The following is a 15,265-nucleotide window of genomic DNA, read 5'->3' on the forward strand; positions in this document are numbered from 1 at the left end:
GATTGCATTGCTCCATGGCGACAGGCGACGATTCCCGAAGTGCAGAGCATGCCTGAAAAACCCAGCTCCTGCGGGCGTACGGTTCCTGCGACTGATCTTTCAGGTACAGCCCTGTTCCTTGATGTGGACGGCACACTCCTGCGGATTCGAGCAACGCCCGACGCAGTCGTGGCCGATCCATCGCTTGTATCATTGTTGTTGCAGCTTACAGGCAGGCTTGAAGGTGCCCTCGCGCTGGTGAGTGGCCGATCGGGAGATCAGCTTGATCGGCTATTCGCGCCCGCGAGGTTTGCCGTTGCCGCTGAGCACGGCAATTGGCGCCGTGACGGGAGTGGTCGAGTGCATCAACTTCGCAGGTTGCCACTACCGATGGCGGCATATAGCGCTATGCGCGCGCTCGTTACTGCAGACACCCGTCTGCTGTTGGAAGTGAAAGACGCCTCGCTCGCCTTGCATTACCGGCGTGCCTCGGAACGAAGGTGCGAGTTGCGTCGATACATGCAGCGACTCGCGGGCGCTCTGGCTCCAGATCACAGTCTCGTGAATGGCAAGATGGTCAGCGAGTTGCGACCCGCGGGCGTCAACAAGGGCTCAGCAATTGCGCAATTCATGCGCGAACCACCCTTCGCCGGTCGTCGCCCGGTATTCGTCGGCGATGATTTGACCGATGAAGACGGTTTTGCTGTTGTAAACGCATGCGGTGGAGTGTCGGCGCACGTCGGTCGGCGCAAATTCACCGCGGCAAGATATCAGTTCTCCAGTGTTGCGGCTGTTCGCGCCTGGTTGGAGATATCGCTGCGAGAACTGGTGGGACCAACCACGATAACTGGCGCCACGGTTCGAGGTCACTAGTCAAGATGCACCAAAAGATTGCCTCTTCGTCGAGGCTATGTTTGTCCGTAGCGTTGACCCTAATGGTTCTGGTAGTCCTTGCGTGGCAGCCAAGTGCAGACGCCGAGGATCTATACGGTCTCGATGTTGTTGAAATGCCTGCACTCACGTGTGCAGTGCCGCGCAAAGCGGCGCATTGGTCAAGTCGGCGGGCTGAGACCTTGAAGAAAATCAACAATGCGCTCGATTCATTGGAGGATGCGCGACCAAAGGCCTCGGCTATTACAACTTGGCCATCAGAGCTGACGATGGGTCTGAAAAATGACGTAGAGCGATGGGTTCTTCCAAATACGAAGCTAAACGAAATCCGCGAGACAGTGCGCAACCTGGCGACAACAAGACCTCAACAGACCGCGCAAGCGAAGGATCTGGCGGACCTGGAGGCTCTTAGAGGACGATTGTGCGGTTTGGCAATTCAAGCGATCGATATCTTCGTTTATTGGCAGCAGCGCGTTTGGATTGAACGGTTGCAGCGCGAACGCCTTGCGGTCCTTGCCGGCTATGGACAGATCGACTCGAAACTCGCGCAAGCACGGGATTTTGACAGCGAAATACAGCGGCTCGTTGCGACAGGAAATTTCGATCAAGCGATTGGGCGCGCCGCGGTCTGGCGCGTATTCGAGGAAGCGCACTCAGCCGACACGTTCAAGGCGGCGGGATCCGCGGAAAGACCAAGCGTTCGACTCCCGGCAGTTGTGCGCGATTGGACATGCCCGTCGCCAGTCGCACCGGTGGCGGACACTCACCCGAAATTGATCGCGCTGCCGGGTCTGGGTGAGTTTTACCCAATGAATTCGCGTCAGCGCGGCGAGAAGGGTACGGTCATGGTGCTTGTTCGCATTGACCCAGGCGGATGCGCTGTGGAGGCATTGGTGGTATTGGGATCTGGCCACGTCGCTCTCGATCAGGCTGCTCTGCGTGCGGCGTTAGCAGGACAGTACCGCGCTGGTCAGCTGAATGGGACAGCCATCGAAGGAACCATTACATACAAGGTCCATTTCGGGCAGGACCTTGCGCCACGGCGGTAAACGGCCAGTTAGCCCAAAATGCGATTGGCCGACACCAGAGCGCGGTTCGTGATGTACCGGGGCAGAGGGGCGGGGGACGCCTATGCCGGTGATTCGTGCGAGTTCGCTAATTTCTCTGGGCCTGCCCAGAAGGGGCAGGCCCAGAGAAATTGGTGGAGGCGGCGGGAATCGAACCAACCGCGCCCGCGGGGTCGGGTGAGCTGCGCTGCTGAGGCGCGGTTCACGACGAGCCGGGTTGGAGGACCGCGGTGGCGCACGCGGGTGATTCGTGCGAGTTCGCTAATTTCTCTGGGCCTGCCCAGAAGGGGCAGGCCCAGAGAAATTGGTGGAGGCGGCGGGAATCGAACCAACCGCGCCCGCGGGGTCGGGTGAGCTGCGCTGCTGAGGCGCGGTTCACGACGAGCCGGGTTGGAGGACCGCGGTGGCGCACGCGGGTGATTCGTGCGAGTTCGCTAATTTCTCTGGGCCTGCCCAGAAGGGCAGGCCCAGAGAAATTGGTGGAGGCGGCGGGAATCGAACCAACCGCGCCCGCGGGGTCGGGTGAGCTGCGCTGCTGAGGCGCGGTTCACGACGAGCCAGGTTGGAGGACCGCGGTGGCGCACGCGGGTGATTCGTGCGAGTTCGCTAATTTCTCTGGGCCTGCCCAGAAGGGGCAGGCCCAGAGAAATTGGTGGAGGCGGCGGGAATCGAACCCGCGTCCGCAAGCCCTACATCTGAAGATCTACGCGCGTAGCTCTCTCTTTGTGTCTCGCCAACCGCTACCCGAGGAGCAGGGAAGACGGCGAGCCAGCGGACAGTGACTCTTAACGGACGCATCCTGTCGCACGAGGCGCCGCGATCCTATGAGCGCGTCCCCTGATTCGGTGTCATAGGCACCAGCCGGTCAGAGGTCAGCTGCTGTATTAGGCAGCTAGAGCGTAGTTGTCGTCGTTGGCAACTAAAGTTTGCAGCAGTGTTTAACGAGGGCCACTGCACCTCGGCACGCACCTCAGGTTTCGCGACCCACGTCAAAACCGGTCGCCCCCGAAATGTATCCCCAATTTACCTTAGATCGCGCCGCGGCGCTTGGGTTCCATGGTGACTGGGTCATCGGTTCTTGAGCACCCGGGCCTTCTCCCGCTCCCAGTCTCGCGCTTTTTCGGTGGCGCGCTTGTCATGCTGTTTCTTGCCCTTGGCGAGGCCGAGCCGGAGCTTTGCCTTGCCGTTTTTCCAGAACAGCTCCAGTGGCACGAGTGTATAGCCGCGACGCTCCACGGCACCAATCAGGTGCTGCAGTTCGGAGCGCTGCAGCAGGAGTTTGCGGGTTCGTACCGGATCGGCCGGCACATGGGTCGATGTGGTCTTCATCGGCGAAAAGTGCGCGCCGATCAGAAATGCTTCACCGCCGCGCAGATAGACGTAGGCTTCGGTCAACTGGGCCCTGCCGGCCCGCAGGGCCTTGACCTCCCAGCCGAGGAGTGCCAGCCCCGCTTCGTAGCGATCTTCGATGAAATAATCGAAGCGCGCCTTGCGATTCTCGGCGATCAAAGCCGAGGAGCTGTCTTTTTTCACTGCGGCGAATCTCCCATCCCCACATTCTACTGTGACTGCGCAGCTTGTAGCGCGAGCCGTGATCTTCGACAATTCCGGCGATGCGTGAAGTGCGACGCAAGAGCCTGGTGCCACGGACCGCGAAGCAGATATTCGAGCTGATCGATGACATCGAGGCGTACCCGCAGTTCCTGCCATGGTGCAACCTGGCACGCGTGGAGTCGCGTACCGCCGATACGGTTGTCGCTACCCTTGGTGTCGAGCGGGGGCCGCTGCATACTGAATTCACCACCCGCAACGATCTGGAACGCTACCGCCGTATCGGCATCGAACTGGTCAGCGGCCCGTTTACGCAATTGCGAGGTGGTTGGTCGATCACGCCAATCGGGGCCGCGGGTTGCGAAGTGGCGCTCGCGCTTCAATTCGAATTTCGCAACGCATTGCTACGCACTGCACTCGAAGCAGCGTTCGCACAGACAGTCGGCTCTCTCCTCGATGCGTTCGTCAACCGCGCCCGCGAGTTGCCCGCGGATGCGGCGGATCCCGATACGTGACCGTCAAATGCTGCCAGGTCGTTGCGGCGCAACCCGATGCCGCCTGCCTGGTTTCCGTGTCAGTACCGGCCGCCGCCAATGTATCGCAGGTTATCGAACTGGCACGCCAATCCCCAGGTGGTGATCGTCTGCCGCAGGACTTCACGGCGATCGCGATCTTCGGCCAGGTGGTCGATGCGGATCATGTTCCCGCAGACGGCGATCGGGTTGAATTATTGCGACCGCTGGCGCTTGATCCGCGTGAACAGCGCCGCCGCCGCGTGCTGGCCGGCCGCAGGCGGCGTCGGTAACGCGGTCAGAACCGGTTCGGCTATTGGCTGGACGGCTGCTCGGCGGGTGTGTCGCTGGTCGATGCAGGAACCGAGTCGGCGGCAGCGCTCGCGACCCCATCGTTGTCGATGCGACTGACTTTCTCTTCCACGAAGTACACCGTCAGCCGCTGTCGCTGCGGTTTTTTCCAGCGCCCGACCTTCAGGTAGTGAACGTAGTCCCAGCGGTCGCTGTCGAATGCGTCCGGTACCATTGGCGTGCCTAGCAGGTATCGCACCTGGACCTTGGTCATGCCCACCTGCAGCTGTGAAACCGCTTTCGGATCGAGGAAATTTCCCTGCTGCAATGTCATGCGGTACACGCAGCCACTGCTCGTAAGGACGACGGCAAGCAGCACGGTTGTCAGGGATAATGGCCAGGCGCGCATGATCTGTTTCATAATGTCCTATCTTAGCGCAATGCAGGGGCGGGACCGTGGAGACTGACGACCTGCGCAAAGCTGGACTGAAGGTCACCGGACCTCGCGTCAAGATACTCGACATTCTTGCAGGCAGCGATTCCCGGCACCTGTCGGCCGAGGCCATCTACAAGACTCTGCTCGAATCGAACCACGACATCGGTCTCGCGACGGTGTATCGAGTGCTGACGCAATTCGAGGCCGCGGGACTCGTGACCCGTCGTCGATTCGAGAACGGGATGGCGGTATTCGAGCTGAACGAAGGCAGCCATCACGATCATATCGTTTGCATAGACTGTGGCAGGGTCGAAGAGTTCATGGATGCCGGGATCGAGCGACGCCAGGTCGAGGCTGCGCAGCGTCTGGGTTTCGAGATCGCCGACCACTCGCTCGTTCTGTACGGTCGCTGCGGGCGGCAGAATTGCCCCCACCGCAGTACGGGATCAGGCTGAGGGTTTGGCGCGCGAGCGCGACTTGGCAACCGGACGCTCCTCGGCATCGGCACGTTGCAACATTTCGCGCGCGTGCTCACGGGCCTTCGATGTGATTTCGATGCCGCCGAGCATGCGCGCGAGCTCTTCGATGCGTTCCTCGGGAGTGAGGCTACGAATCGCAATGCGTGTGCTGCGACCGTCTGTCAGTTTGGTTACGCGCAAATGCTGGTGCGCCTGGCTGGCCACCTGGGCGAGGTGAGTCACGCACAGTGCCTGGCCACGATTGGCAAGGCTGCGCAACTCCTGGCCGACGATTTCAGCGACAGCACCGCCGACACCTGTATCGACTTCGTCGAAGACCATGCAGCGGCTCTCGCGGGTCGCTCGTGTGACCTGTACGGCAAGCGACAGCCGCGATAACTCACCGCCCGATGCGACTTTCGCGACCGCACGCAATGGCTGGCCGGGGTTCGCCGTGACGCGGAACTCGACATTGTCATAGCCATGTGCCGCGGGTTCGGCGGACTCGAGCGGTGAGAGGTCGATCGTAAAGCGCCCGCCCGGCATGCCAAGCGTCTGCATGCGCGCCGTAATGTCGCGCGAGAGGATCCGTGCCGTCGCACTGCGCTTGGCGGACAGCTCCTTGGCCAAAGCCTGATAGGTCGCGAGGGCCGCTTGCTGTTGCTTGCGCAGGTTCGCGAGGCTGTTCTCGGCATCGTCGAGCTCGCCAAGTTCGGCAGTGATCTGGGCCTGCCGAGCCGTCAACTCCGCAACCGGGGCGCGATGCTTGCGCGCAAGCTCCTCGATTGCCGACAGTCGGGTCTCGATGCGCTCCTGCGCTCCGACGTCGGTCTCCAGCGAATCGATGTAGCCGCGCAACAATGCTGCGGCTTCCTTGATCTGGATGGCGGCTGAATCGACCATGGGCAGCAGTTCGGCCAGCCGCGCATCGCTCGGCGCCGCAGCGCGCAGGGCAGCAAGCGCGCGACTGGCGTAGCTGTGGGCATTGCCATCCTCGGCCTCGTACAAGGCAGCCGCGGCGAGCTGGGCCGCCTGATCGAGCTTGCCGCGGTTCGCTAGCCGGCCCCGCTCAGCCTGCAGCTGCTCGTACTCGCCGGGTTGCAACGCGAGCGCTTCGAGTTCGCGCGCCTGGTAGCGCATCATGTCGAGTCGCGCATCGCGATCGCGGGCGCGCGATTCGAGTTCGAGCGTGCGATTCAACAAGGCCAGCCAGGTGCGATGGGCGGCAGCGACACCATCGGCCAGCAACTCCAGCTTTCCGAATGCATCCAGCAGTTCGCGCTGTGCGCTCGCGCGAGTCAGCGACTGAAATTCGTGTTGGCCATGGATATCGACCAGGTGTTCACCGACAGCGCGAAGTACCTGGATCGCGACGGCCTGGCCATTCAGGTAGGCACGGGAGCGACCATCATTGCCGACGACACGGCGCACGACCAGTTCATCCTCGTAGGGAATGGATTGTTCGTCGAGCAAGCCGCGCAGTGCAGCCGCTGGCTCCTGCAGGGCAAAAGTGGCGGATATCTCGGCGCGCTCGGCGCCGTGGCGCACCTGCTCTGCGGCGGCGCGGCCGCCCGCGGCCAGCTGCAAGGCATCGACGATGATCGACTTGCCCGCGCCGGTTTCGCCGGTCAAAACCGTCAGTGCGGGAGCAAACTCTATCTCCGCGGCGTCGATGATCGCGAGGTCGCTGATTTGCAGGTGTGTGAGCATGGTCGCGTCCTAGCGCTCGGAGTGATTGCCGCCGCGGCCCCAATGCAACTTGGATCGCAGCAGCCGGTAATAATCGTAGTCCCGCGGGTGCAGAAGCTTGATGGCGTGCGGCGCAACTGCAACGCGTATGGTCTGCCCTGGCTCTATTTCCGCCAGTACCTGCCCGTCGCACATGATCTGCGCGCGTGTCTCGTCGCGCTCATTGAGTGCGATTTCGATCTGGGCGGTTGCGGGAAGCACGATCGGGCGGTCCGATAGCGTGTGGGGGCAGATTGGAGTCAGGACCAGCACATCCAGTGTCGGTGCAACAATCGGCCCACCACAGGACAAGGCGTAGGCGGTGGAGCCAGTGGCGGTGGCCACGATGACTCCATCGGCGCGATGGGTGTTGACGTAGGTGCCGTCGACGCGCGATTCGAAATCGACCATGCGGCCCGTTTCGGCCTTCTGCAGCACGACGTCATTGAGCGCCATGCCTCGTGCCAGCGTCCTCGTGCCGTCGCGCAAAGTTACATCGAGCATGGCGCGAACGTCTTCGAGTCCATCGCCGTCGAGTATGGTCTCGAGCGCCTGGGCCGCATCCTGGGGCAGGATGTCGGTGAGAAATCCGAGCCGGCCGCGATTGATCCCCACCAACGGGACGTCGCGCCCGGCGACCAGTTGCGCGGCCCGCAGCAAGGTGCCGTCGCCGCCGACCGCTATCACCAGGTTTGCCTTGTGCAGCAGTTCGGATTCCGCAATGGCCTCAACCTCATCAGGTAGATCCGTCGAGCCAGTGTCGGCAGCGACGAATACGGCAATGCCGCGCGCGCGCAGGACCTGCGCAGTCGCTGCGACCGATTCGCGCACTCTATGATCCGACAGACGGCCAACGATGGCGCAGCCGTCCACCCGCATCCGAGGCATTGCATCACTTTCTGAAACCGCAAGGACTGTCGCTTTTTAACATGTGGCGCGACTGGTTCCAATGTGATCTGGTGCACGAAACGGTGTGATTCATGCCTAGCGACCTGTCTTGACGCGACTTGGGTCACACGGTTAGCTTTGATCGGCTGGTGGTGTGGTTTTTTTCAGAAAATCAGAGCGTTAGCGGAAATGACCCAAGTCCAGGGCGATGACAAGCTGAACGACCGCGCGCAGCAACTGCTGCGAACACTGGTCGAGGCCTATATTCGCGACGGGCAACCGGTGGCGTCGCGCTCCTTGAGCCGCGAATCCGGACTCAATCTGTCCTCTGCGACCATTCGCAATGTCATGGCCGATCTCGAAGAGCTGGGCTTCGTCGTTTCGCCGCATACCTCGTCGGGCAGGATCCCGACCGACAAGGGTTATCGATTCTTCGTCGATACGCTGTTGCGCGTGCAGCCACTCGAAAGTGCCGCAATTCATACCTTGCGTGAGCAATTGTTGAACCCTGCCGACAGTTCCCAGGCATTGATCGCAACGGCCTCGCAATTGCTCTCGAATGTCACGCGCCTCGCTGGCGTCGTGACCATGCCGCGAAAGTCCCACGCCCAGCTCACCCAGATCGAGTTTGTCGGTCTGTCAGAGAAGCGCATTCTCGCCATCCTCGTTTTCGATGATCGTGAAGTGCAGAACCGGATCATCGTGCATGACCGCTATTTCGCAGCCGATGAACTGAAACGGGCTGCGAATTTCCTCAATGAGCAGTTTCGCGGCCGCACCCTGCAGCAACTGCGCAGCGAAATAGTCAAGCAGTTGAAGGAGGCGCGCGAGCACATGAATCAGGTCATGCTCGACGCGATCAGTTTTGCTGAGCGAGTGTTTCCCGCGGATGACGAGCGCCTCGAATACGTTATCGCCGGAGAGACCAACCTCATGGGCGTGGCGGAACTGTCCAATGTCGAGAAGCTGCGCAAGCTCTTCGAGGCATTCAACGAGAAACGCGACGTCCTGTCGCTGCTCGATCACACCCTGAAGGCCGCTGGCGTGCAGATTTTCATCGGCCAGGAATCGGGGCACCACGTTCTCGATGACTGCAGCGTGGTGACGGCGCCTTATAGCGCGGACAACGAAGTGGTCGGCGTGCTGGGCGTCATCGGTCCGACCCGTATGGCCTATGAGCGGGTCATACCCATCGTGGATGTCACTGCCAGATTGCTCGGCGCGGCCTTGAATTCACGCCGCTGATCCCCATAGTCGTGGTTTAAGATGACTGTGCCAGCGGGCAGGTCGGCGGTGCCGGCTTGCCATAACTAATTGAAAATACTGGAGTTCTAACATGCCTGACACCGGTCAGGAAGCTACCGACAAAGCCGGCGAGCCAGCGATTGCCGGCGAGGAAACCGTCGTTCTGCCCGAATCTGCGGCCGTGGTGGATGATCTGACCCAGTTGCGCAGCGAGCTGGCCGCAAGTGAGGAGCGCGCGCGCGGCCACTGGGAGCAATACCTGCGTGCCGCAGCGGAACTCGACAATGTGCGCAAGCGCGCCCAGCGCGACGTCGAGCAGGCGCACAAATTCGGCGCCGAACGGCTGGCGCAGGAGCTGCTGCCGGTCAAGGATAGCCTCGATCTCGCCATCGCGAATGCGGACAAGGCCGACGTCGCGGCACTGGTAGCCGGGCAGGCCGCAACGGCGAAATTGCTCGAACAGGCTTTACAGCGTTGCGACGTGGTCACCATCGACCCGCACGGCGAGCCCTTCGACGCGAGCGTGCATGAGGCCGTGCTGGCCCAACCCTCGAGCGATGTCGAGCCCAACACCGTGTTGAGTGTCGTGCAACGCGGCTATCAGCTGCGCGGCCGACTACTGCGTCCGGCGCGGGTGATCGTGGCGAAGGCCCCGGACGAATCTTGAAAATCGCCGGTGCAGACCTCATAGAAAGTGCCAACAGGTTAACGAACCAAGCTATTTCCGGAGTGTGGTGAAATGTCCAAGGTGATAGGAATCGATCTCGGGACCACGAATTCGTGTGTTGCTGTCATCGAAGGTGGCAAACCCCGCGTAATCGAAAACAGCGAAGGCGATCGCACCACGCCGTCGATCGTGGCATTTGGCAAGGACAACGAAGTGCTGGTGGGCCAGTCCGCCAAGCGCCAGGCGGTCACAAATCCCAAGAACACCCTGTTCGCCGTGAAGCGGCTCATCGGCCGGCGGTTCGACGACGAAGTGGTTCGCCGCGACATTGACATGGTGCCCTACAAGATTGCCAAGGCGGACAATGGCGACGCCTGGGTGGAGGCCAATGGCAAGCCGATGGCACCACCGGAAATCTCCGCTCGTGTCCTCATGAAAATGAAAAAGACCGCGGAGGATTATCTCGGCGAGCCCGTGACGGAAGCCGTCATTACCGTGCCGGCATACTTCAACGATTCGCAGCGCCAGGCCACCAAGGATGCGGGTCGCATTGCGGGGCTCACTGTCAAGCGCATCATCAATGAGCCGACCGCGGCAGCGCTTGCCTATGGACTCGACAAATCCGGCGGCGATCGCAAGATTGCGGTTTACGACCTGGGCGGCGGCACCTTCGACGTGTCGATCATCGAGATCGCGGAAGTCGACGGCGAGCGTCAGTTCGAGGTTCTCTCGACCAACGGCGACACCTTCCTGGGCGGCGAGGACTTCGATCTCAGGATCATCGACTTCCTTGCCGGCGAATTCCAGAAGGAATCCGGCGTCGACGTGCGCAAGGATCCACTGGCCGTACAGCGACTGAAAGAGGCGGCGGAGAAGGCGAAGATCGAGCTGTCTTCGAGTCAACAGACCGACGTCAATCTGCCGTACATCACCGCGGATGCATCGGGTCCGAAACACCTCAATATCAAATTGACGCGCGCCAAACTCGAGTCGCTCGTCGAGGAGTTGGTCAAGCGCACCATTGGACCTTGCCGCACGGCGTTGAAGGACGCTGAACTCGATCCATCAGAGGTGGCGGAGGTCATCCTGGTTGGTGGTCAGACGCGGATGCCTCTGGTGCAGAAGTACGTCAAGGAATTTTTCGGCAAGGAGCCTCGCAAGGACGTCAATCCTGACGAGGCTGTTGCGGTGGGCGCGGCAATCCAGGCTGGCGTGCTCGCCGGAGATGTCAAAGACGTCCTGCTGCTCGATGTTACGCCGCTGTCCCTCGGTATCGAGACGCTCGGCGGCATTCGTACCAAGCTGATCGAAAAGAACACCACGATTCCCACCAAGGCGTCGCAGGTGTTCTCGACTGCGGACGATAACCAGACGGCTGTAACCATTCATGTGCTGCAGGGCGAGCGCGAGCGCGCCAGCGAGAACAAGTCCCTTGGCAAGTTCGACCTGACGGATATACCGCCCGCGCCGCGTGGCATGCCACAGGTGGAAGTGTCTTTCGACATCGACGCCAATGGCATATTGCACGTGTCTGCAAAGGACAAAGCCACGGGCAAGGAGCAGAAAATCGTCATCAAGGCGAGCTCTGGACTGTCCGAGGACGAAATCAAGCGCATGGTCGGCGATGCCGAGGCACATGCGGCCGAGGACCGCAAGTTCCGCGAGCTGGTCGAAACCCGAAACCAGGCGGACGCTCTCTTGCACGGCGTCGAGAAGACGCTGACCGAACTCGGCGAGAAAGTCGCCGGAGCGGATCGCGCCGCTGTCGAATCGGCCGCCGCAGACCTCAAGGCCGTCTTGAAGGGCGACGACAAGGATGCGATCGCGAAGAAGACCGAAGCGCTGGCTACGGCCTCTGCCAAGATCATGCAGCAGGCCTATGCGGCGGGCGATGGTGCGGCGGGCAGCGCGAGCGGAGGTGGCGATCAGGGCGCGGCCGGTGGTGGCGCGGATGCCGGCAAAGGCGATGACGTGGTCGATGCGGAGTTCGAGGAAGTCAAAGACGACAAAGGCCCACGCAAGTCGGCCTGACCTCGAGGCCGCTGTCTTGTAAGCTGGCCGCCGCGTCGCTCATCCGGCGCGGCGGCTTTGTATTGTCCGATGGCAAGTGATGGCAAAACGCGACTATTACAAAATTCTCGACGTACCGCGCAATGCGGCCGAAGCCGATATCAAGAAGGCCTATCGGCGCCTCGCGATGAAATACCATCCGGACCGCAACCCGGGCGACAAGGAGGCCGAGGAGCATTTCAAGGAGGCCAAGGAGGCCTATGAAGTGCTGTCCGATGCACAGCAGCGCGCCGTCTACGACCAGCATGGCCACGCGGGCGTCGAGGCTGCCAAAGCCGGCCAGCCGGGCGGCGGATTTTCCGGAGGCGACGCCTTCGGCGACATATTCGGCGAGGTATTCGGCGATATCTTCGGCGGTGGGCGCCGTGGCCGCGCCAACCAGGTATTTCGCGGTGCAGATCTGCGCTATGAGCTGACGCTCGACCTGCGTCAGGCCGTCTTCGGCCACGAAGTCGAAATCGAAGTTCCAAAACTCGTCAGCTGCGACGTATGCGGTGGCACAGGTGCCGCAAAGGGTTCGAATCCCGAGGTCTGTCCAACCTGCAATGGCAACGGCCAGGTGCGCATGTCACAGGGCTTCTTCCAGTTGCAGCAAACCTGTCCGCGGTGCCGCGGCAGCGGCAAGGTCGTGAAGAACCCCTGCGACAACTGCCTGGGACAAGGCCGCATCCGGCGCAGCAAGCGGCTTTCGGTCAAGATTCCCGCCGGTGTCGATACCGGTGATCGCATCCGACTCGCGGGCGAAGGCGAAGCCGGACCCAATGGCGGTCCGCCGGGGGACTTGTATGTCGAAATTCGTGTCGGCGATCACGACATCTTCGAGCGCGACGGCGAGCACCTGTCCTGCGAAGTGCCGGTATCGTTCGCGACCGCCTCGATCGGCGGATCAGTGGAAGTACCAACGCTCGATGGGCAGGTGATGCTCAAGATCCCCGCGGGCACGCAGTCGGGGCGGATTTTTCGATTGCGCGGCAAGGGCGTCAAGCCGGTGCGTGGCGCGACCGCGGGCGATTTGTTCTGCCGTGTAATGGTCGAAACACCAGTCAACCTGAGCAGCGAACAAAAAGAACTGCTGCGCAAGCTGGATGCATCGCTACGAGCGGGTGGCGACCGGCATTCGCCACGCGAGAAGTCCTTCTTCGACGGTGTCCGTCGGTTTTTCACTGGCGGTGCGGGCTGATGGCCGGCCCACAGGCCGATGATGTGCGCGAGCCGCTGCTGATCATCGGTGCCGCGGGCCGCATGGGACGGACACTGGTACGGGCGAGCCTCGAGTCCGGCGACCTGCGACTCGGTGCGGCGGTTGATCGCGTTGGCAGCCCGTACATCGGGCGCGATGCCTGCGAGCTCGCCGACGCGGTGCGTGGCGGTGTCCCGGTCAGCGATGACCTGCACAAGGCGCTAGGCCATTGCAAGGTCGCGGTCGATTTCAGTCACGCCGATTCGGTTGCCGCGCACGCGACGGCTTGCGCGGCGGCCGGCGTTCCACTTCTCGTCGGCACGACCGGGGTCGACCCCGAGGCCGAGGAGTCGTTCGCTGCGGCTGCCCGGTCGATTCCCCTGCTGGTCGCAGCCAATACCAGCATTGGTGTCAACTTGCTGATCGAGCTGGTTCGCCAGAGCGCTGCGGCACTGAAGGCAGGGTGGGATATCGAGATCTTCGAAGCTCACCACCGGCACAAACGGGACGCTCCCTCCGGCACCGCCCTGGCGCTCGGCCGGGCAGCGGCGGAAGGCCGCCAGATGTCCCTCGACCAGGTGGCCCGGTTTGCGAGGCAGGGAAAGGATGAGCTGCGGCGCAGCGGGGAAATCGGCTTCGCGGTCCAACGCGGCGGCAGTATTGTCGGCGAGCATCAGGTCGCGTTTTGCGGCGAGTCGGAGGTACTGACCCTGGCCCACAGTGCGACTGATAGAATGGTGTTTGCGCGTGGTGCGCTCCACGCTGCCGCCTGGTTGCGGGGACGCCCGCCGGGTCGTTACCACATGCGGGACGTAGTTGCCTAAGAATCAATAGGTTATCGAGTAATAGTGGCACTGTTTCGAGGTAAAGTGAACCAACGACTGACAGCACTCATAATCCACGAATTGCCCCCCAAATTACATGGACACCCGGGGGGTCCGATCGTAGAATTTCCGCGTAATCCGATTAGCGGGTTAGTCCGTGCAAGGCGGGAGGATGTTCGCAAGAACTCCTCCCGCTTTGTGCATCAGCGCATCGCCATGGCAGCAGCGACTCGCGCTCGTATCAACAAGGCCTGCCATCGGGGCAAAGGGAACTCCGAGTGACGGTACCGGCAGTGCTCGCTCTGGCCGATGGAACTGTGTTTCACGGCCGTTCAATTGGTGCGCAAAGCAACACCACTGGCGAAGTCGTTTTCAATACTGCACTGACCGGCTACCAGGAAATCCTCACCGACCCGAGTTACGCGCGACAGATCGTCACGCTGACCTATCCGCACATCGGCAACACCGGCGTCACGCCCGAAGACCTCGAATCAGCGAAGGTCCATGCGGCAGGTCTCGTCATACGCGATCTGCCAAGAGTCGCGAGCAACTGGCGCATGACGGGTGATCTCGGCACCTTCCTGCGCGAAAGCGGATTGGTGGCGATCGCCGACATCGACACCCGCAGACTCACCCGCGTCTTGCGCGAGAAGGGCGCGCAGTCCGGATGCATCATGACCGGCGAGAAAGCCAGCAAGGCTGCGGCACTGCGGGCGGCCGCCAAGTTTCCGGGTATCAAGGGCATGGATCTTGCGCAGGTTGTCACCACGCGTGCGAGCTATCAGTGGAACGAAGGTGTCATCTGGCCGGAGCACCGGCTACCGGCAATGCGCGCGCACCAGCGGCTCCATGTGGTGGCCTACGATTTCGGCATCAAGCGCAACATCCTGCGGTTGCTCGCCGAATACGGCTGCAGAATTTCCGTCGTGCCGGCGAAAACCGCTGCGGCCGATGTGCTCAAGCTCGAGCCTGATGGCATTTTTCTTTCGAACGGACCGGGCGATCCTGAGCCCTGCGAATATGCGGTCGCCGCCATACGCGAGTTGGTCGAGGCCGACCTGCCGGTTTTTGGCATCTGCCTCGGTCACCAGCTGCTCGCACTCGCAAGTGGTGCGCGCACCGTCAAGATGAAATTCGGCCATCACGGGGCGAATCATCCCGTCCAGGACCTGGTGACTGGTCGTGTGCACATCACCAGCCAGAACCACGGTTTTGCAGTGGATGAAGCATCGTTGCCGCAGAACCTGCAGGCGACGCATCGCTCCTTGTTCGATGGCACCCTGCAGGGCATTGCCCGTACCGATCGGTCGGCTTTCGGTTTCCAGGGGCATCCGGAGGCGAGCCCGGGACCCAATGATGTGCGCTATCTGTTCGAACGCTTTACGCAGCTGATGCTGCGGCGACTCGCGGAGAAATTGCGCGACTTGCGCCGTGAAGGCGCGCGCAAGGCGGCCGAAGGGTAACTGCAATCGGTAATT

Annotated in this window: 15 protein-coding genes and 1 other RNA gene; 11 read left to right on the forward strand and 5 right to left on the reverse strand. The window is 61.8% G+C overall.

What is annotated here, in order from left to right; all coding sequences use genetic code 11:
* The first annotated feature begins 48 nt into the window (after positions 1-48).
* On the forward strand, positions 49-852 hold the full coding sequence (otsB, locus tag R3E77_08245) for a trehalose-phosphatase (GenBank protein MEZ5499404.1): 804 nt from the start codon (positions 49-51) through the stop codon (positions 850-852).
* A gap of 200 nt (positions 853-1,052) precedes the next feature.
* A complete protein-coding gene (locus R3E77_08250) occupies positions 1,053-1,919 on the forward strand; it encodes an energy transducer TonB (GenBank protein ID MEZ5499405.1) in 867 nt (288 codons plus the stop codon).
* A 668-nt stretch (positions 1,920-2,587) separates the two neighbouring features.
* Here the strand turns inward: R3E77_08250 and ssrA are convergent.
* Together ssrA and smpB are read right to left on the reverse strand one after the other, a co-directional pair.
* Positions 2,588-2,944: a transfer-messenger RNA gene (gene ssrA, locus R3E77_08255) on the reverse strand.
* A gap of 61 nt (positions 2,945-3,005) precedes the next feature.
* The gene (gene smpB, locus R3E77_08260; GenBank protein MEZ5499406.1) at positions 3,006-3,470 is read right to left on the reverse strand and encodes an SsrA-binding protein SmpB; all 465 of its coding nucleotides are present in this window, start codon (positions 3,468-3,470) and stop codon (positions 3,006-3,008) included.
* A gap of 80 nt (positions 3,471-3,550) precedes the next feature.
* On the opposite strand from smpB, the gene R3E77_08265 reads away from it, so the two are divergent.
* Positions 3,551-4,003 (forward strand): type II toxin-antitoxin system RatA family toxin, encoded by a 453-nt coding sequence (locus R3E77_08265; protein ID MEZ5499407.1) that lies wholly within the window; start codon positions 3,551-3,553, stop codon positions 4,001-4,003.
* Complete coding sequence (locus tag R3E77_08270) at positions 4,000-4,293, forward strand: RnfH family protein (protein MEZ5499408.1); 294 nt, start codon at positions 4,000-4,002, stop codon at positions 4,291-4,293. Before R3E77_08265 ends, R3E77_08270 begins: the two co-directional genes overlap by 4 nt.
* Before the next feature lie 20 nt (positions 4,294-4,313).
* On the opposite strand, the gene bamE is transcribed toward R3E77_08270, so the two are convergent.
* The gene (gene bamE, locus R3E77_08275) at positions 4,314-4,712 is read right to left on the reverse strand and encodes an outer membrane protein assembly factor BamE (GenBank protein ID MEZ5499409.1); all 399 of its coding nucleotides are present in this window, start codon (positions 4,710-4,712) and stop codon (positions 4,314-4,316) included.
* Between the two features lie 35 nt (positions 4,713-4,747).
* On the opposite strand from bamE, the gene fur reads away from it, so the two are divergent.
* Complete coding sequence (gene fur / locus R3E77_08280; protein ID MEZ5499410.1) at positions 4,748-5,182, forward strand: ferric iron uptake transcriptional regulator; 435 nt, start codon at positions 4,748-4,750, stop codon at positions 5,180-5,182.
* Here the strand turns inward: fur and recN are convergent.
* Both recN and R3E77_08290 read right to left on the reverse strand, forming a co-directional pair.
* On the reverse strand, positions 5,174-6,895 hold the full coding sequence (gene recN / locus R3E77_08285; GenBank protein ID MEZ5499411.1) for a DNA repair protein RecN: 1,722 nt from the start codon (positions 6,893-6,895) through the stop codon (positions 5,174-5,176). The two genes, fur and recN, sit on opposite strands and share 9 nt — an antisense overlap.
* A gap of 9 nt (positions 6,896-6,904) precedes the next feature.
* Positions 6,905-7,801 (reverse strand): NAD(+) kinase, encoded by an 897-nt coding sequence (locus R3E77_08290; GenBank protein ID MEZ5499412.1) that lies wholly within the window; start codon positions 7,799-7,801, stop codon positions 6,905-6,907.
* Between the two features lie 189 nt (positions 7,802-7,990).
* Here R3E77_08290 and hrcA point away from each other — a divergent pair, with 189 nt between their 5' ends.
* The 6 genes from hrcA (at position 7,991) to carA (ending at position 15,250) form a co-directional block, all read left to right on the forward strand.
* A complete protein-coding gene (hrcA, locus tag R3E77_08295) occupies positions 7,991-9,046 on the forward strand; it encodes a heat-inducible transcriptional repressor HrcA (GenBank protein ID MEZ5499413.1) in 1,056 nt (351 codons plus the stop codon).
* A 91-nt stretch (positions 9,047-9,137) separates the two neighbouring features.
* Positions 9,138-9,713 carry a nucleotide exchange factor GrpE gene (gene grpE, locus R3E77_08300; GenBank protein ID MEZ5499414.1) on the forward strand — a complete coding sequence of 192 codons (576 nt, stop codon included), beginning with the start codon at positions 9,138-9,140 and terminating at the stop codon, positions 9,711-9,713.
* A gap of 72 nt (positions 9,714-9,785) precedes the next feature.
* Entirely contained in the window at positions 9,786-11,744 is a 1,959-nt protein-coding gene (dnaK, locus tag R3E77_08305) for a molecular chaperone DnaK (protein ID MEZ5499415.1), read from the forward strand.
* Between the two features lie 79 nt (positions 11,745-11,823).
* Entirely contained in the window at positions 11,824-12,963 is a 1,140-nt protein-coding gene (dnaJ, locus tag R3E77_08310) for a molecular chaperone DnaJ (protein ID MEZ5499416.1), read from the forward strand.
* Entirely contained in the window at positions 12,963-13,787 is an 825-nt protein-coding gene (dapB, locus tag R3E77_08315) for a 4-hydroxy-tetrahydrodipicolinate reductase (GenBank protein MEZ5499417.1), read from the forward strand. The genes dnaJ and dapB overlap by 1 nt, the downstream gene beginning before the upstream one ends.
* A 278-nt stretch (positions 13,788-14,065) precedes the next feature.
* Positions 14,066-15,250 carry a glutamine-hydrolyzing carbamoyl-phosphate synthase small subunit gene (gene carA, locus R3E77_08320; protein MEZ5499418.1) on the forward strand — a complete coding sequence of 395 codons (1,185 nt, stop codon included), beginning with the start codon at positions 14,066-14,068 and terminating at the stop codon, positions 15,248-15,250.
* Positions 15,251-15,265: the final 15 nt, after the last annotated feature.

Source organism: Steroidobacteraceae bacterium, assembly GCA_041395505.1.
Lineage (GTDB): Bacteria > Pseudomonadota > Gammaproteobacteria > Steroidobacterales > Steroidobacteraceae > JAWLAG01.